The 20,147-nt window shown below is 54.4% G+C and carries 20 protein-coding genes and 1 tRNA gene; 16 read left to right on the forward strand and 5 right to left on the reverse strand.

What is annotated here, in order from left to right; genetic code table 11:
* Positions 1 to 23 precede the first annotated feature (23 nt).
* Both AC6I6N_RS10300 and mutM read right to left on the reverse strand, forming a co-directional pair.
* Positions 24 to 980 carry an MBL fold metallo-hydrolase gene (locus AC6I6N_RS10300; RefSeq protein ID WP_094195606.1) on the reverse strand — a complete coding sequence of 319 codons (957 nt, stop codon included), beginning with the start codon at positions 978 to 980 and terminating at the stop codon, positions 24 to 26.
* A 164-nt stretch (positions 981 to 1,144) separates the two neighbouring features.
* On the reverse strand, positions 1,145 to 1,972 hold the full coding sequence (gene mutM / locus AC6I6N_RS10305) for a bifunctional DNA-formamidopyrimidine glycosylase/DNA-(apurinic or apyrimidinic site) lyase (protein WP_094195607.1): 828 nt from the start codon (positions 1,970 to 1,972) through the stop codon (positions 1,145 to 1,147).
* 122 nt (positions 1,973 to 2,094) lie between these two features.
* Here mutM and AC6I6N_RS10310 point away from each other — a divergent pair, with 122 nt between their 5' ends.
* The 12 genes from AC6I6N_RS10310 to AC6I6N_RS10365 all read left to right on the forward strand — a co-directional run bounded on the left by AC6I6N_RS10310 (position 2,095) and on the right by AC6I6N_RS10365 (position 12,087).
* Positions 2,095 to 3,840, forward strand: a complete 1,746-nt coding sequence (locus AC6I6N_RS10310; RefSeq protein WP_238988589.1) for a tetratricopeptide repeat protein — start codon at positions 2,095 to 2,097, stop codon at positions 3,838 to 3,840.
* Complete coding sequence (locus tag AC6I6N_RS10315; RefSeq protein WP_121738076.1) at positions 3,837 to 4,433, forward strand: outer membrane lipoprotein LolB; 597 nt, start codon at positions 3,837 to 3,839, stop codon at positions 4,431 to 4,433. The genes AC6I6N_RS10310 and AC6I6N_RS10315 overlap by 4 nt, the downstream gene beginning before the upstream one ends.
* Before the next feature lie 20 nt (positions 4,434 to 4,453).
* On the forward strand, positions 4,454 to 5,392 hold the full coding sequence (gene ispE, locus AC6I6N_RS10320) for a 4-(cytidine 5'-diphospho)-2-C-methyl-D-erythritol kinase (RefSeq protein ID WP_497943489.1): 939 nt from the start codon (positions 4,454 to 4,456) through the stop codon (positions 5,390 to 5,392).
* A gap of 5 nt (positions 5,393 to 5,397) precedes the next feature.
* A tRNA-Gln gene (locus tag AC6I6N_RS10325) sits at positions 5,398 to 5,474 on the forward strand.
* A gap of 104 nt (positions 5,475 to 5,578) precedes the next feature.
* A complete protein-coding gene (locus tag AC6I6N_RS10330; protein ID WP_162496912.1) occupies positions 5,579 to 6,529 on the forward strand; it encodes a ribose-phosphate pyrophosphokinase in 951 nt (316 codons plus the stop codon).
* A gap of 96 nt (positions 6,530 to 6,625) precedes the next feature.
* Positions 6,626 to 7,225: a 50S ribosomal protein L25/general stress protein Ctc gene (locus tag AC6I6N_RS10335; RefSeq protein WP_094195612.1), complete on the forward strand. Its 600-nt coding sequence runs from the start codon at positions 6,626 to 6,628 to the stop codon at positions 7,223 to 7,225.
* Positions 7,226 to 7,353: 128 nt separating this feature from the next.
* The gene (pth, locus tag AC6I6N_RS10340; RefSeq protein WP_094195613.1) at positions 7,354 to 7,950 is read left to right on the forward strand and encodes an aminoacyl-tRNA hydrolase; all 597 of its coding nucleotides are present in this window, start codon (positions 7,354 to 7,356) and stop codon (positions 7,948 to 7,950) included.
* A gap of 3 nt (positions 7,951 to 7,953) precedes the next feature.
* Positions 7,954 to 8,775 carry a CPBP family glutamic-type intramembrane protease gene (locus AC6I6N_RS10345; protein ID WP_094195614.1) on the forward strand — a complete coding sequence of 274 codons (822 nt, stop codon included), beginning with the start codon at positions 7,954 to 7,956 and terminating at the stop codon, positions 8,773 to 8,775.
* Between the two features lie 131 nt (positions 8,776 to 8,906).
* Complete coding sequence (gene ychF, locus AC6I6N_RS10350) at positions 8,907 to 9,998, forward strand: redox-regulated ATPase YchF (RefSeq protein ID WP_094195615.1); 1,092 nt, start codon at positions 8,907 to 8,909, stop codon at positions 9,996 to 9,998.
* Between the two features lie 311 nt (positions 9,999 to 10,309).
* Positions 10,310 to 10,993, forward strand: coding sequence for a CsgG/HfaB family protein (locus AC6I6N_RS10355; RefSeq protein ID WP_094195616.1), 684 nt, complete (start codon positions 10,310 to 10,312; stop codon positions 10,991 to 10,993).
* A 9-nt stretch (positions 10,994 to 11,002) separates the two neighbouring features.
* Positions 11,003 to 11,425 carry a DUF4810 domain-containing protein gene (locus AC6I6N_RS10360; protein WP_497943490.1) on the forward strand — a complete coding sequence of 141 codons (423 nt, stop codon included), beginning with the start codon at positions 11,003 to 11,005 and terminating at the stop codon, positions 11,423 to 11,425.
* 11 nt (positions 11,426 to 11,436) lie between these two features.
* Complete coding sequence (locus AC6I6N_RS10365) at positions 11,437 to 12,087, forward strand: DUF799 domain-containing protein (protein WP_094195618.1); 651 nt, start codon at positions 11,437 to 11,439, stop codon at positions 12,085 to 12,087.
* A 132-nt stretch (positions 12,088 to 12,219) separates the two neighbouring features.
* On the opposite strand, the gene AC6I6N_RS10370 is transcribed toward AC6I6N_RS10365, so the two are convergent.
* The gene (locus AC6I6N_RS10370; protein WP_094195619.1) at positions 12,220 to 13,017 is read right to left on the reverse strand and encodes an AraC family transcriptional regulator; all 798 of its coding nucleotides are present in this window, start codon (positions 13,015 to 13,017) and stop codon (positions 12,220 to 12,222) included.
* A 96-nt stretch (positions 13,018 to 13,113) separates the two neighbouring features.
* Here AC6I6N_RS10370 and AC6I6N_RS10375 point away from each other — a divergent pair, with 96 nt between their 5' ends.
* The 4 genes from AC6I6N_RS10375 to AC6I6N_RS10390 all read left to right on the forward strand — a co-directional run bounded on the left by AC6I6N_RS10375 (position 13,114) and on the right by AC6I6N_RS10390 (position 17,352).
* On the forward strand, positions 13,114 to 13,884 hold the full coding sequence (locus tag AC6I6N_RS10375; RefSeq protein ID WP_125277088.1) for a crotonase/enoyl-CoA hydratase family protein: 771 nt from the start codon (positions 13,114 to 13,116) through the stop codon (positions 13,882 to 13,884).
* A gap of 101 nt (positions 13,885 to 13,985) precedes the next feature.
* Positions 13,986 to 15,893, forward strand: a complete 1,908-nt coding sequence (gene asnB, locus AC6I6N_RS10380) for an asparagine synthase (glutamine-hydrolyzing) (protein ID WP_264672426.1) — start codon at positions 13,986 to 13,988, stop codon at positions 15,891 to 15,893.
* Positions 15,894 to 15,944: 51 nt separating this feature from the next.
* Entirely contained in the window at positions 15,945 to 16,829 is an 885-nt protein-coding gene (locus AC6I6N_RS10385) for an EamA family transporter (RefSeq protein ID WP_125277086.1), read from the forward strand.
* A 370-nt stretch (positions 16,830 to 17,199) separates the two neighbouring features.
* Positions 17,200 to 17,352 (forward strand): hypothetical protein, encoded by a 153-nt coding sequence (locus AC6I6N_RS10390; protein ID WP_162988100.1) that lies wholly within the window; start codon positions 17,200 to 17,202, stop codon positions 17,350 to 17,352.
* Positions 17,353 to 17,413: 61 nt separating this feature from the next.
* On the opposite strand, the gene AC6I6N_RS10395 is transcribed toward AC6I6N_RS10390, so the two are convergent.
* Together AC6I6N_RS10395 and AC6I6N_RS10400 are read right to left on the reverse strand one after the other, a co-directional pair.
* Entirely contained in the window at positions 17,414 to 18,910 is a 1,497-nt protein-coding gene (locus tag AC6I6N_RS10395) for a sensor histidine kinase (RefSeq protein ID WP_230019012.1), read from the reverse strand.
* A 371-nt stretch (positions 18,911 to 19,281) separates the two neighbouring features.
* Complete coding sequence (locus AC6I6N_RS10400) at positions 19,282 to 19,965, reverse strand: LuxR C-terminal-related transcriptional regulator (RefSeq protein WP_108728108.1); 684 nt, start codon at positions 19,963 to 19,965, stop codon at positions 19,282 to 19,284.
* Positions 19,966 to 20,147: the final 182 nt, after the last annotated feature.

Raw genomic sequence — 20,147 nt, forward strand, 5'->3', positions numbered from 1 at the left:
TTCTTTCTCCCCGGCCTTGCGTCTTACTGACCTTCGAGCTGTTTCCACATTTCCAGATCGCGCTCGGCAGTCCAGATGCGTGGGTCTTCGTGACCGTTGACTTCGTCGTAGGCACGGGACACGTCAAAGGGCATGCAGTGATCAAAAATGACCCAGTCTGCGTAGCGAGGCTTCATGAAATCGTAGGTTTCGCGGTAAATGGTCTTTAGATCTTTACCGGCTGCCGCGCCTTGCTGCACGCTGGCGTACAGGTCTGTCAAAAATGCGCGCGTGCCGGCCAGAGCCTGACGCACCTCGGTGGCATTTTTCAGTGCCGGGCCACGGCCTGGCACCATTTGTTCAGCGTTGAACTCGCCCAGGCGATCCAGTGTGCGGGGCCATTCGCGGAAGTAGCAGTCGCCGGCGTAAGGGGTGGATTGGTATTCAACCAGGTCACCGGCGAACAGGATTTTCTGCTTGGGCAGCCAGGCAATGGTGTCGCCCTTGGTGTGGCCACGGCCCACTTGCATCAGGTGTACTTCCAGATTGCCCAGGTCTACCGTCATGTGACCTTCAAAGGTCATGGTGGGCCAGGTCAGGCCGGGGGGAATGGACTCGGCATTGCGGAACAAGCGGGGGAAGCGGCCAATTTCGCTGGCCTTGTCTTGCTCGCCGCGCTCCACAATCAAGTCGTAGGTGTCGCGGCTGGCCAGGATTTCCTGGGCGTCGTAGGCCGAGGCGCCCAACACACGTACGGCGTGGTAGTGCGACAGCAAGACATACTTGATGGGCTTGTCGCTGACTTCACGGATGCGGCGAATCACGTCTTCAGCCATGACAGGCGTGGCCTGGGTGTCGATCACCATAATGGCCTCGTCACCGATGATGATGCCCGTGTTGGGATCACCTTCAGCCGTGTAGGCGTAGGCGTTGTCGGACAGTTTTTCAAAGGCAACGACTTTGTCTTCCAGGTCGTTATGCGAGGCGAAGGACTTGCTCATGAAAATGACTCCACAGTCGATAGGGATGGTGTCAGATTAGTTTATGGCGAATCAGTTAGATATAGGTGAATACCTGAATAGGGCAGGCTTGATGGGAAACAGGCGGACGAGCGCCTGCCTGCCTTATTGGGCATCAGGTGTTTTAGAGAGGGGGGAGAGGAGGCTTAGCGGCGCTGGCAGCGCGAGCAGTAATACGTTGCGCGTTGGCCTTGGACTATCCGTTTGATAGGCTGTTGGCAGCGAGTGCAGGGTTTGCCCACACGCTCATACACATTGGCGTGAATATCGAAGTAGGCACCCGGTTCGCCACTGGCGTTGACGTAATCGCGCAAGGTACTGCCGCCTGAGTCCAGAGCAGATTGCAAGGTGCTCAAGATGGCCGAATGCAGTTTTTCGCAGCGATGCAAGGAGACCTCACCGGCAGGCAGCTCGGGGTGAATACCGGCCAGGAACAGGGACTCGGACGCATAAATATTGCCTACCCCCACCACAATCTTGCCGCCCAGTAGAGCTTGCTTGATGGCGATGCGTCGTCCTTGCAAGTAGCGGTGCAGGTATTGCGGGGTGAACAAGGGATCAAACGGTTCGATCCCTAAAGTACGTAGTAAAGGGTGGTTTTCCAGAGGGCCGTCCCTATGGGCGTGCCATAATATCGCACCAAACCGTCGTGGGTCGTGCAGCAGGAAGCGGGCCTGATCAAAAATCCATTCCGCATGATCATGTTTGCGGCGTTCTTCGTTCTGATCCACACGACGCAAGGAGCCGGACATGCCTAAATGGATGATCTGGACGCCTTGTTCAAAATGCAACAACAAGTATTTGCCTCGACGCGTGCAATTGTTGACGGCCTGGCCTTCAATCCATTGCGGTAAACAGGCAGGCACGGGCCAGCGCAGACGAGGCTCGTGAACCAGGAATTGTCGGACATTTTTTCCCTGGATAAGCGTCGCAATTCCGCGACGAGTTGTTTCAACTTCTGGCAGTTCAGGCATGGGGGGGTGATACCATCAACAAATCTGATTCCTTTATTGTGCCATCGGGCGTTTTCTCGCGCGTATCAGGGCACGGGTTTTTCTGGATGAATGCTCTGACCTTAGCACTAAAGCTGGGCCTGATGTCGTTGCTTGCAGCGGTTTCGGCGCAAGCACAAACCTCTCTTCCCATCCTCAAGGCGGAGCCGCCAGCAGACACCATCCGTTTGCGTAGTGGGCAATTGCCCTTGGTCGGTTTGACCCCGGATATTCTGTATCGCATTTTGGTTGCTGAGATCGCCGCGACGCGCGGTGAATATGATATTGCCAGCCAGACGTTTCTTGCTTTGGCAAGAGATACCAGCGATCCGCGCCTGGCTCAAAGTGCCTTTCAGTACGCCATGGCCGATCGTGATTTAGGCCGTGCGCTGCGTGCGGCCAAAGAGTGGGCCTTGCTGGCCCCCAACGATCCCGAAGCCAAAGCGACGGCCCTGGCGCTGGAAGCTTCCAGCGGTCAGACTGAAGGTTTGGCCGATGCCTTGTGGCTGCGTATCTCCCGTGCCCAGGATAAAGAGCAAGCCGTGGTGCAGGCCATGAGCATGGTCAGCAAAATGGTGGATCGTCGTCTAGCGCTGGAAGTGCTGGACAAGGCCTTGCAGCAGCCCGTACGTTCCTTGCCTATCGCTCGTCTGGCTTTGGCAGACACCGCCTGGAGTGCCGGTGATGTGAACCGTGCGGAACGCGAAGCGCGTGAAGCCCTGAAACTGGACCCACATTCTGAAGCGGCCGCGCAGCGCGTGCTGGAATACGGTATCAAAGTTGATCCTTCGGCTGCTTTGCAAAGTGCCCGCGTTTTTGTGCGAGACAACCCGGACAGCCGCAAGCTGCAACTATTGCTGGCCAACCGTCTGGTTGAGCGCCAGCAGTTTGGCGAAGCCCAGGCTATTGTGGGGGCCTTGCAGCGTGCCAATCCCGAAGATTTTGATCTGTTGTATACCCAGGCTGAAATTCATATTCGTGCCAAAGAGTATGACCAAGCCCGTAAATTGCTGGAGCAATATATTGCGGTTCAGCAGCAGCGACGCCAGTCCTTGAACGATGCCGTTAACACCGCCTTGGCCAGTATTTCCGAAGCGCGTTTGTCGTTGGTGCAAATCGCCGAAGCCCAAGGCGATATGAACGAGGCGATTCGTCAATTGGATTTGATAGAGGAACCGGCGCTGCGTTTTCAGGCCCAGATTCATAAAGCCGTCCTGCAAGCCCGCCAAGGGAATCTGCCGCAAGCACGTCTTACCTTGGAAAACTCTCGCCCACGCGATATGAGTGAACAGGTCGTCGTGGCTTTGACGTATTCCTCTATTTACCAAGAGAGCGGTCGTACCGATCAGGCGCTGGAAGTGCTGGAGCGCGCCGATCGTGAGTTGCCCGATAGCGCTGAGATCAAATACAACCTGGCCATGCTGTACGAGCAGCGTGCCAAGCACGACAAGTTTGAAGCCTTGATGCGTCGTGTCATTGAACTGCGCCCGGACCATGCCAATGCGTATAACGCCTTGGGCTACACCTATGCGGATCAGAATCGTCGCATGGACGAGGCTCAGGACTTGCTGGAACGCGCGATGGAGCTGGAGCCGGACAATCCCTATATTCTGGATAGCGTAGGTTGGTACCTGTTCCGTATGGGTGATCTGCAAGCGGCACTGGAGTATTTGCAGCGCTCCTACGAACGCCTGCCTGAAGCTGACGTTGCCGCCCATCTGGGTGAAGTGCTGTGGGTAAAAGGCCGTCGTGATGATGCCATGCTGGTATTTCGGGCTGCTCTGAGCAAGGACGCCGAAAACCGAACGTTGAAAGAAACCATTAAGCGTCTGGGAGTACCGCTGCCGTGAGTATCTTGAAACAGCGAGTCTGGAACCGGGCAGGGGCCTTGGTCCTGTTTGCCTTGCTAAGCGCATGTGCGACACCGCCCAAACCCGATGTTGGCAATGCTGCAGATGCGTCCCAAGCGGCAAGCGCTTTGTCTCGTTCCGGTCGCTTTGCGCTGAGCGTGACTCACTCCAGTTCCCAGGTGGAGGCTGTGCAGGGGGGCTTTTCCTGGCGCGATGATGGTCGCAAGCTGATGTTGGACCTGAGCAATCCTTTGGGCAATACCTTGGCGCGTGTCTGGGTGTTACCAGGTCAGGCCCTGCTGGAGCGCACGGATGGCAGTCAGGAAGTTGCCTCCCATCCCGATGCCCTGGTTGAACAGGTCTTGGGCAGTCCCGTTCCTGTGGCAGGCTTGCGTGACTGGCTGCATGGCCGCACGGGCAGTGCCCCTGTTCAAAGCGAGCGCAGAGACGATCAACAAAAGCTGAGCAGTTTCGAGCAGTCCGGCTGGCGTGTGACGCTGTCGCGTTACGACGAACAAGGCCCGCGTTTGCTGCAATTGAATCGACACGAAGCCAACCGCTCCATCAGCGTGCGTTTGGTTGTGGATCAGTAAAGCCCGAGCAGGTTTGTGTAATGGCGCTCTACAACGTCCCGGCTCCGGCCAAGATCAATTTGTTTTTGCACGTTACCGGGCGTCGTGAAGACGGCTATCACTTTTTGCAAACCGCCTTTCGTTTCGTCGATCTGAATGATTACCTAAGCTTTGTGCCGCGCAGCGACGGGCAGATTCATCGGACACACAGCACCTTAAGTGATGTAGAGCCCCAACAGGATCTGGTGATCAAAGCCGCTCGCGCCCTGCAACAAGCGACAGGCACCCGGCAAGGCGTAGACATCTCTTGTATCAAGAACATTCCTTCAGGAGCAGGGATGGGCGGTGGCTCCAGCGATGCGGCCACGACCTTGATTGCCTTGAACCGTTTATGGAACCTGGGCCTGAGCCGTCAGGCCTTGATGGATATTGGCTTGCCCCTGGGCGCTGATGTGCCGGTTTTTGTCTTTGGACAGGCTGCTTTTGCGCAAGGGGTGGGCGAGCAACTGCAAGCCATTCAGATGCCGCCCCGGGATTACATCATCATCCGTCCACCGCAATTTATATCCACGGGAAAAATATTTAGCTCCGAATGCTTGACACGTGATGAAAAACCCATCACAATGACGTTCTTTACTGATTGGCAAGAAAAATTCTGGCAAGCCAAGGATAATAATCCTTATTTTGGTAGAAATAATCTGGAGTCAGTGGCATTCAGTCTTTATCCTGGTTTAAAAAATTTAAAGCAGGGTTTGCAAAGTTTAAAATTGAATGCTAGAATGACGGGCTCAGGTTCTTGTTTGTTTGTTGAGTGCAGAGACAAGCAAAGCGCCAAGATCGGTCAGGTTGAAATTGATCGAAATAGCAGTAAAATAGATTTTTCTGGTAGCGCAGAAACAAGTGGTGGTAAATTGCTGGTCGAACAAACTTGGGTTTGTTCAGGATTGCAAGATCATCCGCTACGCTACTGGATTAAGTAAGCATTTGGGGAATCGCCAAGCTGGTTAAGGCACTGGATTTTGATTCCAGCATGCGAAGGTTCGAATCCTTCTTCCCCAGCCACCTTTCAGGCCTAGCCTGCGATAATGTAAAGCTGTTGAGTCGTTTCCTTGTAGGGGTCTCGATCAACAGCTTTGCTTTTCCTGCATCAAAATCTATCTCCCATCATGGCACAAGACCGATTCATGATCTTCACCGGCACGGCTAATCCTCGCCTTGCTGTCGATGTCGTCAACCACCTTGATATGTCGCTGGGGAAAATGACGGTGGGTCGCTTCTCTGACGGGGAAGCCATGGTTGAAATCAACGAGAACGTGCGCGGTCGCGATGTTTTTGTTCTGCAACCCACCTGTGCTCCCACCAACGACAATCTGATGGAAATCATGGTGATGGTCGATGCCTTGCGCCGCGCTTCGGCCGGTCGCATCACCGCTGCCATCCCTTACTTTGGTTATGCCCGCCAGGATCGACGCCCCCGTTCGGCGCGTGTGTCGATCTCTGCCAAGGTCGTAGCCAATATGTTGCAAGTGGTCGGTGTTGATCGTGTCATGATGATGGATCTGCACGCTGACCAAATCCAGGGTTTCTTCGATATCCCTGTCGACAATATCTACGCTTCCCCCATTTTGCTGGGCGATATCTGGCGTTGTAACTACCAGGACATGGTGGTTGTCTCGCCTGACATCGGTGGTGTGGTGCGCGCACGAGCACTGGCCAAGCAACTGGAAGTAGATCTGGCCATTATCGACAAGCGCCGCCCACGTGCCAACGTATCCGAAGTCATGAACATCATTGGTGACGTCAACGGACGCACCTGCATTTTGATGGACGACATGGTGGATACAGCCGGTACGCTGTGCAAAGCGGCTGAAGCCCTGAAAGAGCGCGGTGCCAAGGCAGTTTACGCTTACTGTACGCACCCTGTGCTCTCGGGCGAGGCCATCGAACGTATTACGCATTCCCAGTTGAACGAGCTGGTGGTGACGGACACCATTCCTTTGTCCGCCAAAGCTCGCGAGTGCAGCAAGATTCGCCAGTTGTCCTGTGCAGCTCTGTTGGGCGAGACCATCTTGCGCATCTCGAACGCCGAGTCCGTCAGCTCCTTGTTCTCTGACTAAGTTTTTTAGCGTGCGCTGGTCGCGGCGTACGTCAACTAGGTAGGCAACTACCGTTTTTTCGCAGTGATCTTATGATCCTGCAAATTGGAGTTTTCCATGAAATTCACCGCTACGTCGCGTGATGTACAAGGTACGAGTGCGAGCCGCCGCCTGCGTCACGCTGGCCAAGTTCCTGCTATTGTTTACGGTGGCGAAGAACAGCCCGTCGTGATCTCTTTGGATCATAACGAGATCTACCACAACCTGCGCAAAGAAGCCTTCCACGCTTCCATTCTGACCATGGAGCTGGACGGCAAAGCTGAGAAAGTGCTGTTGCGCTCGGTTCAGTGGCACCCCTACAAACAGCAAGTTCTGCACGTTGATTTCCAGCGCGTTCTGGCTTCGCAAGCTATTACCACCAAAGTTCCTCTGAACTTTGAAGGTGGCGATGTGTGCCCAGCCGTCAAGCTGAGCGGCCAAGTCATCAGCCACATCCTGACTGAGCTGGAAATCACCTGCTTGCCAGCTAACCTGCCTGCGTCCATCACTGTGGACCTGAGCGGCATGACTGCCAACGCCAACCTGCACCTGGACAGCATCAAGCTGCCACGTGGCGTGACTTACGCTGGCAATGACACCAACCCTCTGCTGGCTGCTGCTTTGCCAGTTGGCGGTGGTGCTGCTGCTTCGGAAGAAACAGAAGAAAGCGCCGAGTAATCAAGATTGCCAGCCGGCTTCGGTCGGCTTGCAGCTTGGCGAATCAACCCCTGTCAGCGTATGCTGGCGGGGGTTTGTTATTTGTGCCTGCGCCCTTGCTGGCGTAGGCGCTTTCTGCGAAAACATTCATGTCTGAGCCTATCCGTTTGATTGTTGGCCTGGGTAATCCTGGCCCCGAGTATGAAACCACCCGTCACAATGCGGGGTTTTGGTTGGCAGACCAGTTGGCCGATGATCTGCATGCGACGTTCAACCTGGAAAAGTCCTTTTTCGCCTGGGTGGCTAAAGCGCGTTTTGAAGGTGAGAACGTCATCATCGCCAAACCTATTACCTTCATGAACAAGTCCGGACAAGCCGCCGGTGCTTTGATGCGTTTTTACAAACTCAAGCCCGAACAAGTGCTGGTTCTGCACGATGAGCTGGATTTATTGCCGGGTCAGGTCAAGATAAAAAAAGGCGGTGGACACGCCGGACATAATGGTCTGCGTGACATCCAGTCTGCCTTTGGTACACCAGATTTCTGGCGCTTGCGCTTAGGCATTGGTCACCCCCGCACCTTGGGCTTGGCTCAGCAAGTGGTGAATTTTGTTCTGCATACCCCCCGCAATGAAGAGCTGCGTGAGATTGAAGACGGTATGAATCGTTGCCGAGTCATGATGCCTGCTTTGCTGCGTGGCGACTTTGAGCAGGCGACCCGCCAGCTTTATGCACCCCAGAAGGCTTGACGCATGAAGCCAGCGCCAAGCAGCCAGATGCGTTTCCGGGACGAGCTTAAAGATTTCTTTTACTTTCTGCGTCACCCACGCAGCGCCCGGCGCTTGCCTGGCAGAGCGCAGGGCGATGGCTGGTATCTGGACTGGTTTGCCCCCTTGCCCTGGAAACGTCTGCTGCAATGGGCGGGCATGCTTTGGTTGATTAATGCGCTGGTACTGGGGCCAATTGCTGTCTCGGTAGCGGGTGTGGGCGGCGCGCAGCATCGTCTGGACCCGACGCGTATTCCCTGGGTGCAAGCCATTATCTGGGCACCTATTGTGGAAGAACTGGTTTTTCGTTTTGTGCTTAGACGGCCATCACAATGGCTGACAGTTGTTCCGCTGGCGGTGTTTCTGATGTTTCAGGGACCAAGCTGGTGGTTGATACAAGGTTTGCTGGTCTTGTGCCTGGCGGTCTGGATCAGCCGTTATACCGGCATGCCACGCCAGGCTTTGCCCGCCGGCAGCCGTTGGTGGCGCAAACTGGTGGGTGCCTTGCAGGGAAGGGCGTGGCGCTTTTCGTCTATGCGACGCTATTGGCGTTTCTTTCCCTGGGTGTTTTATGGTGCAACACTGGCCTTTGGCGCGCTGCATTTGTATAACTTTCAGCTCAACAGCATGAGCTGGTATTTGCTGCCTTTGCTGGTGTTGCCCCAGTGCCTGACAGGGCTGGTACTGGCCTGGCTGCGAGTGCGTCGCGGCATTGGTGCCTCGATCGTACTTCATGCCATCTTTAATGGTGGCCCGGTCTTGCTGATTATTGGCCTGCTCAAGCTGTTTGACGGCATTCCTGTCTAAGCAAGCCCGCGTTTCAAGGCGCTATCCTGTGTCCCCGGCACGACTGTTCTGATCCGTCTACAGGCTCTGTAGCGCCCAAGGGCGCTACAATAGCGCATCGTTTATATAACTCTTTGATTTTCAGGATACTCATGGCACTGCAATGCGGCATCGTTGGCTTGCCCAACGTTGGTAAATCCACTCTGTTCAACGCTCTGACCAAAGCCGGCATTGCGGCTGAAAACTACCCTTTCTGCACCATTGAACCGAACGTCGGCGTGGTCGAGGTTCCAGATCAGCGTTTGCAAGATCTGGCCAAGATTGTGAACCCCGAGCGCATTTTGCCTGCCGTGGTGGAATTTGTAGACATCGCTGGTCTGGTTGCTGGTGCTTCCAAGGGCGAAGGTTTGGGTAACCAGTTCCTGGCCAACATCCGCGAAACCGACGCTACCGTGCATGTAGTGCGCTGTTTTGCCGATGAGAACGTCATTCACGTAGCCGGTAAAGTGGACCCCCTGGCTGATATCGAAATCATCAACACCGAATTGGCGCTGGCTGACCTGGGCGTGGTTGAAAAAGCCTTACACCGTAATCAGAAGTTGGCTCGCTCAGGCGATAAAGACGCTGCCAAGCTGGTAGCCTTGCTCGAACGTATCGAGAAAGCGCTGGGCGAAGGCAAGTCCGTGCGTTCGCTGAAGTTGGACGAAGACGAGCTGCACCAGATTAAATCCTACGGCTTCATCACCGCCAAGCCCACTATGTACGTGGCTAACGTGAAAGAAGATGGCTTTACCAACAACCCGCACCTGGAAGCCGTGCAGAACTACGCTGCGGCTGATGGCGCTCCAGTGGTGGCCGTCTGTGCTGCCGTAGAAGCTGAAATTGCTGAACTGGACGACGCCGACAAGCTCGAATTTCTGTCCGACCTGGGCATGGAAGAGCCCGGCCTGAACCGTGTTATCCGCGCCGCCTACAGCCTGCTGGGTCTGCAAACCTACTTCACCGCAGGCGTCAAAGAAGTTCGCGCCTGGACGATCCGCGTGGGCGATACGGCCCCTCAAGCCGCTGGCGTGATCCACACCGATTTCGAGCGTGGTTTCATTCGTGCACAGACTATCGCCTTTGAGGACTTTGTCGCTTGCAAAGGTGAGCAAGGCGCCAAGGAAGCCGGCAAGATGCGCGCTGAAGGTAAGGAATATGTCGTCAAAGATGGCGACGTGCTGAACTTCCTGTTCAACGTTTAAGGATTTTTCAGAAGTCAGGAACGCTTGGTAGTGCCGTGTGTATGGTTAGACCTTTTGAAATCAAGGGCTTGCCATACATATTGGCCTTCCAAGCGTTTTTTTGTTCATTGATGTCTGAAAACAGCACTTTGCATCACCACCAATATGATCAGTGGCCAACATGATGCCCGGCATCTGCCCATAAAGAATCGAAGGCGTTTTCCCCTAGGGAAAACGCAAAGCCCAAAGTGTATCTTTTTGTTATAGTGTCGGCTCGCTTGTTCTAATGCATAGCGTTGGTATGTGCTATGACCTACGTACTTGGAGATACGATGCTGAATGGTTTGATCAAGGTGGGCGTGGTGCTCAGCCTGTCTGCTGTAATCGCAGGATGCGCTACCGAGCGCTCACAAAGTGTAGTTGTTCCAACAACGGCAGCCGCAGCCACTCGTGCTACCTACCAAGGTGAGCGTAGCCCGATTTCCATTGGTAAGTTTGATAACCGTACCAACTACTTGCGTGGTGTGTTTTCCGACGGCGTGGATCGTTTGGGAGGACAAGCCAAAACAATCCTGACTAGCCATTTGCAGCAAACAGGCCGTTTCCAGGTGCTGGATCGTGACAACCTGTCCGAGATTGCTCAAGAGGCGGGTTTCAATAAACAAGCCAGTCAGATCAAGGGAGCGCGTTACGTTGTGACGGGCGACGTGACGGCGTTTGGCCGCAAAGTGACTGGGGACCAGCAGTTGTTCGGGATTCTCGGGCGCGGCAAGGAACAGACGGCCTATGCCAAGGTTGATCTGAATGTGGTCGATGTCAGCACATCGGAAGTGGTTTTCTCTGCTTCGGGTGCGGGTGAATACGTTTTGTCGAACCGGGAAGTCATTGGCTTTGGTGGCACTGCCGGCTACGACTCCACCCTGAACGGGAAAGTCCTGGATCTGGCTATTCGTGAAGCGGTTGATCACTTGATCGAAGGCATTGAACGAGGCGCCTGGAAGCCTGCTGGCAAATAAGAGGCGGCCATGAGTTCACTTATGTTTTCCAACAAGGCCCCACGGTGTCCGCGCCTGTGGCGTGGTCTGCGCTGGGCGGGTATCTGCCTGTCAGTCGGTGTGCTGACGGCCTGCGCACAACCCAAAAGCCTGTATAGCTGGGACTCTTACCAGCCTATGGTGTATGCGTATCTGCAAGAAGAGGGTGAGGACTATGCAGCACAAGTCCAAACTCTTGAAGAGAATGTAGAGTCGGCGCGTGCGGCTGACCAGGCCTTGCCGCCCGGTTTTCGAGCACATTTGGGCTTGCTCTATTTGAAGCTGGGTGATGGAGCGAAGGCCGTGGAGCAATGGGAAGGTGAAAAGAATGCTTTCCCGGAGTCGTCGCCATTCATGAACTTCTTGTTGCGCCACACCACGGCGCAAGCAGATGTACCCGCCCAAGCTCAATAAAAGGTTATTCCATGATCAATAATTTGATGCGGGTAGCAATGCTATCCCTGGCGATGACTTTGGTAGGGTGTGCTGCTCCACAGGCCGAAGTTGACTACTCGGCATTTCGTGAAAGCAAACCTGCTTCTATTCTGGTGCTTCCGCCGCTTAACGATTCTGTGGATGTGGCTGCCACTTCGGCGGTGCTGTCGCAAGCTACTATGCCATTGGCAGAGTCCGGTTACTACGTCCTGCCTGTCGCGGTGATGGAAGAAACGTTTAGGCAGAACGGGTTGGTCACACCAACAGATATCCACGATGTGCCAGCACCCAAATTGCGCGAGATATTTGGCGCAGACTCGGCACTATATATGACGGTGAAAGAGTACGGTGCGCAGTACGTCGTGCTGGCCAGTACGGTCACAGTTAGTATTGAGGCCGACTTGGTAGATCTGCGCACGGGTACCAAGCTGTGGAGCGGACAGAAGTTGGTCAGCTATGCGGGTGGTAGTGGTGGTGGGATTCTGGGCATGTTGATTCAGGCTGTGGTCGATCAGGTGATCAACACCTTGTCGGATCGTGGCTATCAGGTGGCCGGGATGACAAACCAGGCGCTGCTTAGCGCAGGCCAGCCTGGCGGCATACTTTATGGCCCCCGTTCGCCGCATTACGAAACACAGTAATGTGAGCCCTGCCCACTGGGCAGTATTCGTCAGCACCTTATGGACTGAACACCCGATGAAACTCATCGGGTGTTTTGCTTTCAAGCAATCGCCTGATCATCTTCCCGCTGCTTGCTCAAGCAACACATCCGCTCAATAAACCGGCGTTTCCTTGCTCGTCGCCAGATACTGACTGGGCGGCTGCCCTAATGCACGACGAAAAATAGTAGAAAACGCGCTGGGGCTGCTAAAGCCCAGATCCGAGGCCACTCGGGTTATCGGCTCCCCATTCCCCAAACGAGTAATTGACACCAGCAGGCACATTTGCTGCCGCCAGGCCAGGTAGGTCATGCCCATATGCTCCTTGAAGCGGCGGGTGAAGGTGCGGCGGCTTAGCATGGCCCAGGCGGCCATTTCGTCTGTAGAGATGTTCTGGGTCGGATTATCCAGAAAGCGCTGGCATGCGGCCCCTAATCTGCTGTCAGAGGGCAGGGGAGCACTCAGGCCCAGTCTGGGCATCAGCCGGATTTCTTCCACCAGCAAACCAATGACGTGATGAGTACGTCCGCAGTCAGTCCGTTCAGCCGGTAGCTCCATGGCCGCGCTGAACAGGTGCCGCAGCAGGGGGGAGACGCCGAACACCTGGCAATTATCCGGCAGTTGCGCCTGCTCGATGGCTTGGGGTGTCAGATAAGTGTTCACCATGGTGACATCACCGCGCATGTGCATTTCATGCGCCACACCCGGTGGTACCCACAGCGCCCGTTTGCTGGGCACTACCCAATTTCCTTTCTCCGTGAACATCGACAGGACCCCCGACGCCGCATAAGCCAGTTGCCCGCACTGGTGCACGTGGTTGGGAAAAATCGATCCTGATGTGAAGGCGCGCAGGCTGACTTCCACATCCCAGTTCGAGTTTTCCAGAGGGTAGTCATTCAGAGAAATACTCATGGCCCAATTTTGCCAAAAACTGACCCGCTTTTAAAGGTGTGAATTTGGTAGTCCCCATAAGATCAGCAAACATCAATTACTTGGGGATAAGAGGGAATGGAGGATTTTGAGTATTTAACGGTGCAACGGGAAGGCGCGGTGCTGCTGGTGGGCTTGAACCGACCAGAAAAACGCAACGCCATGTCCTTGGCAGTGATGCATGAATTGCGGCGGGTTTTTTCCACTATAGGTAGCGAGATTGGGGCCGCCGTGCTCTACAGCACCAGCAAGCATTTTTGTGCTGGCCTGGATTTGGGTGAAGTGCGTAATCAGTCGGTGATTGATTGCGTGCACTTCTTTCGCGAATGGCACGACACCTTTGAGTTGATCCAGTACGGCAAGGTGCCCGTGGTAGCCGCGATGTCGGGTGCCGCCATTGGTGGCGGTCTGGAAATTGCCACGGCCTGCCATATCCGCGTGGTCGATGAAACCGCATTTTTTTCTTTGCCTGAAGGGATGCGTGGTCTTTACGTCGGCGTGGGTGGCTCCGTGCGTCTGCCGCGTCTGGCGGGTTTGAGTTTGATGACAGACATGATGCTGACGGGACGTAGCGTTTATGCCGAGGAAAGCCTTGCCAGAGGTATTGCTCAATACCTGACTCCTGTTGGTGAAGCCTTGAGCAAGGCCAAGGAGTTGGCCAAGACGATTGCCTCCAATCTGCCCATGACGAATTACGCCATCACTCATGTATTGCCGCGTATTACCGATCAAAGTCAGCAAGACGGCTTGCTGACCGAGGCCTTGATTGCCGCCGTTGTTCAGTCTGATCCGGAAACCAGCACCAGGCTGGCTGACTTTTTGGACAAGAAAAAGAACAAGGTGAGCTAAACCCGGCATCGACAAGAAGCAGAAGTTTCTCAACTAAATCGCCAATCAAGCAATTGCTATGACTTGGCATCAAAAACAAATGAGCAGTAAGGGAGATCTGTATGTGTGGTTATGTCGGGATGTTCTCTGCAGTCCCTACGGACTTGCCTAGAAATATGTTTGATCAGGCACTGCGTGAAATCCATCATCGCGGGCCAGATAGTTCCAGCACCTGGTTTGATCCCATGGGGCAAGTGGGTTTTGGTTATGTACGACTTGGCTTGGTGGGGTTGGGAAATGGTACCCAGCCTATCGTTGCAGACGAGGGCGACCTGGTCCTGATGGTGAATGGTGAGTTTTATGACTACAAGCGCATTCGCAAAGAGCTGGAAGAGAGCGGCTGCCGCTTCAAGACGTCTTCGGACAGTGAAATTGCGCTGCATTTGTACCGGCGTCATGGCGTGCGCGCTCTTAAAGAGCTGCGTGGCGAGTTCTCGATTCTTTTGTATGATCGCGCACGTCGTCAACTGATTGCGATTCGGGACCGGATCGGTGTCAAACCCTTGTACTACGCCGAGCACAATGGTCGCTGGTACTTTGGGTCCGAGATCAAGGCCTTGCTGGCAGCCGGCGTTCCTGCCCAGTGGGATGAGGACTCGTACGCGAATCGCTACTTCATTTTGCGCGATCGTACGGTGTTTCAGAAAATCCGTAGCGTGCGACCAGGCTCCTGGCTGATTGTGGATCAAAGCGGAGTCCAGACCGAGAGCTATTGGGATTGGAGTTTCCCGGATTCTGCCAAGGCCATGGAAGCCCGCTCTGAGCAAGAGCAAATTGAAGGTTTGCGCGCGGTGATTGAGGAGTCCGTCAAGCTGCGTCTGCATGCGGATGTACCCATCGGGGTGTGTCTGAGTGGTGGTCTGGATTCTTCGGCCATGCTGGGCATGTGTACTCAATTGCAAGGTCAGCAGTTGCAGGCGTTCCACCTTTCCTTTGAAGGGGAAGAGGGCTATGACGAGCGCCATTTTGCCGAGATTGCCGCCCAGCATAATCAGGCGCACATGAATGTACTTAGCGTCAGCTCCAACGACCTTGCAGACAATTATGAACATGCTCTCTGGCATGCTGAAGTGCCGTTCACCAATGCACACAGCGTAGGCAAGTACTTGCTGTGCAAATTCGTGCAAAACAATGGCATGCGGGCGGTGATTACGGGGGAAGGGGCCGACGAGGTCTTTGCCGGTTATCCCTATAGCCGTCGGGACATGGTCTTGTACGACAACCAGGGGCAGGATCAGGCCGTGGTCTCCGAGCTCTTGCAGCAGATGGGTGCTGGTTCCAGCCGTTATCTGGACAGCCAGGAAGTGGGAACTGCCTGGGTGAACCGCGAGTTGGGGCACAAGGTTTCCTGGCTGGACGGACAGGCAGGGATTTTTGATCCTTTGGCTAGTCTGTACAGCACCGGCTTTATGGACAGAAACGCGTATCGCGATCCTTACGGTCAGTTCTACAACCGCCTTAAACCGCATTCCTTTGCGGCTTGGTCGCCCGTGAATCGCGCCTTGTATATGGTCGCCAAATCCAGTCTGCCCAATCTGGTGCTGACTTCGCTAGGTGACCGTATGGAGATGGCAGGCAGCCTGGAAGGGCGGCCGCCCTTGCTCGATCACCGAGTCGTGGAATATGCGTGCAGCCTGGCTGTACCCATGAAGGTGCGCGGCAAGACGGAGAAGTACGCGTTGCGTGAAGCAATGCGGCCTTATCTGCCTGCTGAAATCTACGGGCGCAAAAAGCAGTACTTTCGTGCGCCGCCAGCTAGCTTGGCGCCTCAGTCCCGACTACATCAATTTGTCAGCGACACCTTGCATAGCGATCTTTTGAATCGTGTGCCCTTTTTTGATGCCGGTCGAGTCAGAAATTTCCTGAAGAAAATCCCCTCGCTTTCCAGCGAGCAGCGCTTGTCTGCCGATCACTTGTTGATGGAAATCGCGGGGCTTTGCTTGATGCAGAAGCGGTTTTCAATCAACTAGTGAAGCAGGCCGGGGGATTCGAACCCCCGGTCTTGTCTGGAGCTGTCGGACATGCAAAAAAAACACCTGATTCTTGCCATTTTGGTCACGCTGGTTTGGGGAGTGAATTTCCCGATCACCAAGCTAGGGCTGCTATCCATGGAGCCTTTTCTGCTGACGGGGATACGCTTTACCTTGGCGGCTTTGCCGTTGGTGTTCTTTATCCCCAAGCCGAATATTCCATTCCGCTATGTCGTCATTTATGGCTTTATCTTTGGTCTGGGCATGTGGGGGATTATCAACTATGGCATTGAGGTGGGTGTCCATCCGGGCGTGGCCTCGCTGCTGATTCAGCTTAGCGCCTTCTTTACCATGGGCTGGGGCGCCTTGCTGTTCAAGGAGCGCTTGCGAGCCACGCAGTTGCTGGGAGCCGTGATCGCGTTTGTGGGGCTGGTGGGGATCCTCTTGTCGCAAGGTGGTGGGGATGCCACCTTTGGGCTGGTGCTGGTCGTGCTCAGTGCCGTGTCCTGGAGTATCGGGAATGTGATCATCAAGCTCTCTGGTGTGAAGGAGATTTTCTCGTTCATGGTGTGGGCCAGCTTGTTCCCGCCTATCCCGCTATTTATCGTCTCGTACTGGCTGCATGGGGCCGAGCCTTTCACCACCTTGCCAGAGGCGATCAACCTGATGTCGGTGATGTCGATTCTGTTTCAGGTCTATCTGGCAACGCATTTTTCTTACTGGGGCTGGAATTCCTTGCTCAAGCTGTACCCGGTTTCCACGGTGGCGCCTTTGTCTTTGTTGATCCCGGTGTTTGGGCTGGGTAGTTCCATGCTGATACTGGGCGAGCAGGTTAGCTTTGTGGAGGCCCTGTCTATCAGCGCCATTATTGCGGGTCTGGCCTTTGGGCTTTATAAAGGGCCGATGCGTCCGGTTTCCTATTCAGCGACGCGTTAGGAGCTTTGGGGTTTGCCAGTAGGCGCAGAGTCCTTGTACGAGAAGCTGTCTACGGAGTCAGCCTAGACTTTGGAGTATGCGCGTCTGGCTTATGTCGGTCAGGTGGCGGATCGCTGTGACACAAGGGGAGAGGAAGCAGAACGTTTGGCGCGGGAACTACTTGGGAGCCTTAAGCAGGCTTTGTAAGGGTGCGTCAAAAATCACGCGGCTTTGATGCTTTGGAAAGCGTCAGGTTTCTCGCATAGAGGCAGTGAGTTTGATCGTGATATTTCAATTCGCTAAGCACAATAGCTTCAAGACCTTGTTGTCAGTGGGCAATTGCTGCTGAATTCGGCCCTCGGATCCACCGCCCTCAGTGTTCGCAGTCAAGATGACGGGGACGAGTCACCCATGTTTTTTCATCGCTACCAGGGTAGTCGTCTCCAGTGTTATCCGCGCCGCCTACAGCCTGCTGGGTCTGCAAACCTACTTCACCGCAGGCGTCAAAGATGGCGGCGTGCAGAACTTCTTGTTCAACGTCTGACCTGTGCCGAGGCAATAGAGTAAGGCTGGAGTGGGGGTATTGGTGTTCAAGAGCCCCCGCTTCAGCTTGTAGGTGTGTTTAGATTGATACTGAGGAAAACCAGGGTTCCCTGTGAGTTTGATTCAATATTGAAACTTCCCCCCAGACGCTGAGCGCGAGCAGCCATGCTCCGCATGCCTACACTGAGTCCGGCATTGAGTACGGAGTCCACGTTAAATCCAATGCCATCATCCTGAATACGTATATGTAGTGAGTCTGTGTCGGCTTGAGAGCAGACAATAGTGACTGATCGGGCGGCGCTGTGTTTAATAACGTTGGCCAACGCTTCTTCGATCAAACGAGTCAGGGCCAGACATATCAGGGTGCTAGGCTGTGTTTTCCAATGTTGATCCAGTTGCCAAGTGGACTGAATATTCAATTGCTCGAATAATCGCGTGAAGCGATGGCGTAACGGAGCAGCCCATTGAATGGGGGAGGTCGGAGCATTGGCCCCAGCGCTGGAGCCGTGGTCAATGACCTGACGCAAGTCGTCCCGCAAGGTTTTTAGCAAAGAGAGCATACGTTCGTTAGACAGTGCTACGGACGACTGTTCAACAAAGGCCATACTGCGCACCAGACTACCACCTAGGCCGTCGTGCAGATCATGCACGATGTCCAGGCGTTCACGGAGTGTGGCGTGTCGGATGGCCTGCGCATGTTCTCGCTCCAAAACGTCTTTCAGACTCTGGCGAGCAAGGGCGATACCTTGCTCCAGTTCAGTATTGAACGATTCAATACGTTGCATGTATAGAACTAGACGTGCTCCTAGCAGGGATGCCATGACTAAAGTGGCCATGAGACCCGCTATGGCCCCCCACATTTGATGGGCTTGCCAGCCTCCCAACAGACGTATTAAGTCATGAATGCCGACGATAAGGAAAATGAGCCAACATGCGGCCAATAACAGGTGCTGAGGCTGTGGGTTGCGCCAGGCGATGATTTGGCAGTGCACACACGTAGCTAGAAAGATCAGGGCAGACGTTAGCCAAACCAGTTCAACTAGCGGACGGGGGGCGAAAAGCGAGATCAGTATACCCAAGGCGTTACATAACCAGAGGATGCGTTCTATGCGTGGCAGTGTTTGTCCGGTGAAGCGCCATGTGAACAAGCAAAAGCTCAATACATAAAGTTGAAAGCTGATATTGTTGGCGCGGGAGTACCAGAGTGTTGAGTTAAATGGCCAAGGAGACAGAGCCAGAATAGTAGACAGATAGACTACCCAACATAAGGACATGACAGCGTACCAGCCGTAGGCCCGTTCGCTACGGCGCAAGCACCAGACAGCAAAGAACACGCAGCCCAGTGCACTGGATAGGCCCAGGGTGATGTAGTAAATCAAGCGTTGACGCCAGACACTTTGAGTGTGCGTTTGTTGAATATCGGTGGCCAAACCGATCTTGACTCTCCCCAAGCCTGGTGACAAGGTGGCGGGGCCGGAAGTACGTATCCAGATGGTGTTTTCTCCGGCCAGTAAGGCAGGGGCAGGCAGTGTCCACCAGCGGGGCATATTCCAACTCATGGATAGAGGTTCGGTAAGTGATCTATCTCGCCAGAGTAAGGTGGAGTTAATGTAAATTTCTCCGGCCATGCTGATGCCGTCCACACTTACGCCAATGGGGGTGCGGAGTAGTTCCTCAAAAGGGCAATTTGTAGCCCAGGTGAGTTGATACCAGACAGCTCCTTCATGCCTTGGCCAGCGTGTTGTCCACAGATCAGGCAGGGTAATAGTCGTCCACCCGGTATCTGGTTTGACTGCGAGCTTATTGGTTTCAGGAGCCGCGCTGATTAAGAGGTTGTTGGGGATGCAATTTGGATTTCCTAAGGCGGGCTTACCCCAGAGGCTCAGTGTGATTAGCAATAAATACAGTAAGTGCGCTCCAGCGCGCAGGCTCATGGAATGACCCCACGTGCCCGTGCAGTCTTGATGGCCAGCGTTCGTGAGGAAACTGCCAATTTGCGATAAATCCGTTTGACGTGGCTTTCTACCGTATGGTGCGATAGAAACAACCGTTCGGCTATTTCCCTATTGGTCAGGCCATCAGCCACCAGAAGTAGTATTTGTCGTTCACGGTCACTCAGTCGCTCTTCTTGGGGGGCGCTGATGGTGGTAGGGAGGGTTGGCAATAGCTCGAGGATGCGTCGCGCAATAAATGGATCGATCGGGGCACCACCCCGCAGCACACTGCGTATTGACATAGCTACCTCAATATCATCCCGTTCCTTCAAAACATAACCGGTAGCCCCTGCACGCAACGCGCTCAAGATGGATTCTTCCGTGCTCCAGGCCGAGATAACCAGTATCCCCAGTCCTGGGTCATCTTTGCGCATCGCTTCTATCAGGCTTAGTCCGTTGCCATCGGGCAGCATCAAGTCGACTAGGGCTAGAGCGACAGGGCCCATATCTAGGCAGTCCCTGGCTTGTGCCAATGAACCCGCAAATAGTAAGGCGTCTTGTGGGTAGCCGAGTTGCAGCAAAATGTCTTGTAAACGCCGCTGCAGCAACGGCTCATCCTCGACGACCAGGACAGGGACCGGCAGGGCAATATCAACGGGAAGGAATAAAGAATCGCTCATGCCTGAAATCGGAGTGGTGGCTGTAGAAGGGGGAGGGTGGAATCCACATCTCTTAGTGTCCTGGCATTCTAAGAGTATTAATACGCTTTGGACATGAGCAAAGCTGAAATCTTGCAGTGGGGATTGCAAATTACCGGGTTTCAGGGATATGGCAAAAAATGTCAGCACCGTAATATCTGGAC

The sequence above is a fragment of the Alcaligenes sp. LTN-3 genome (assembly GCF_059735605.1).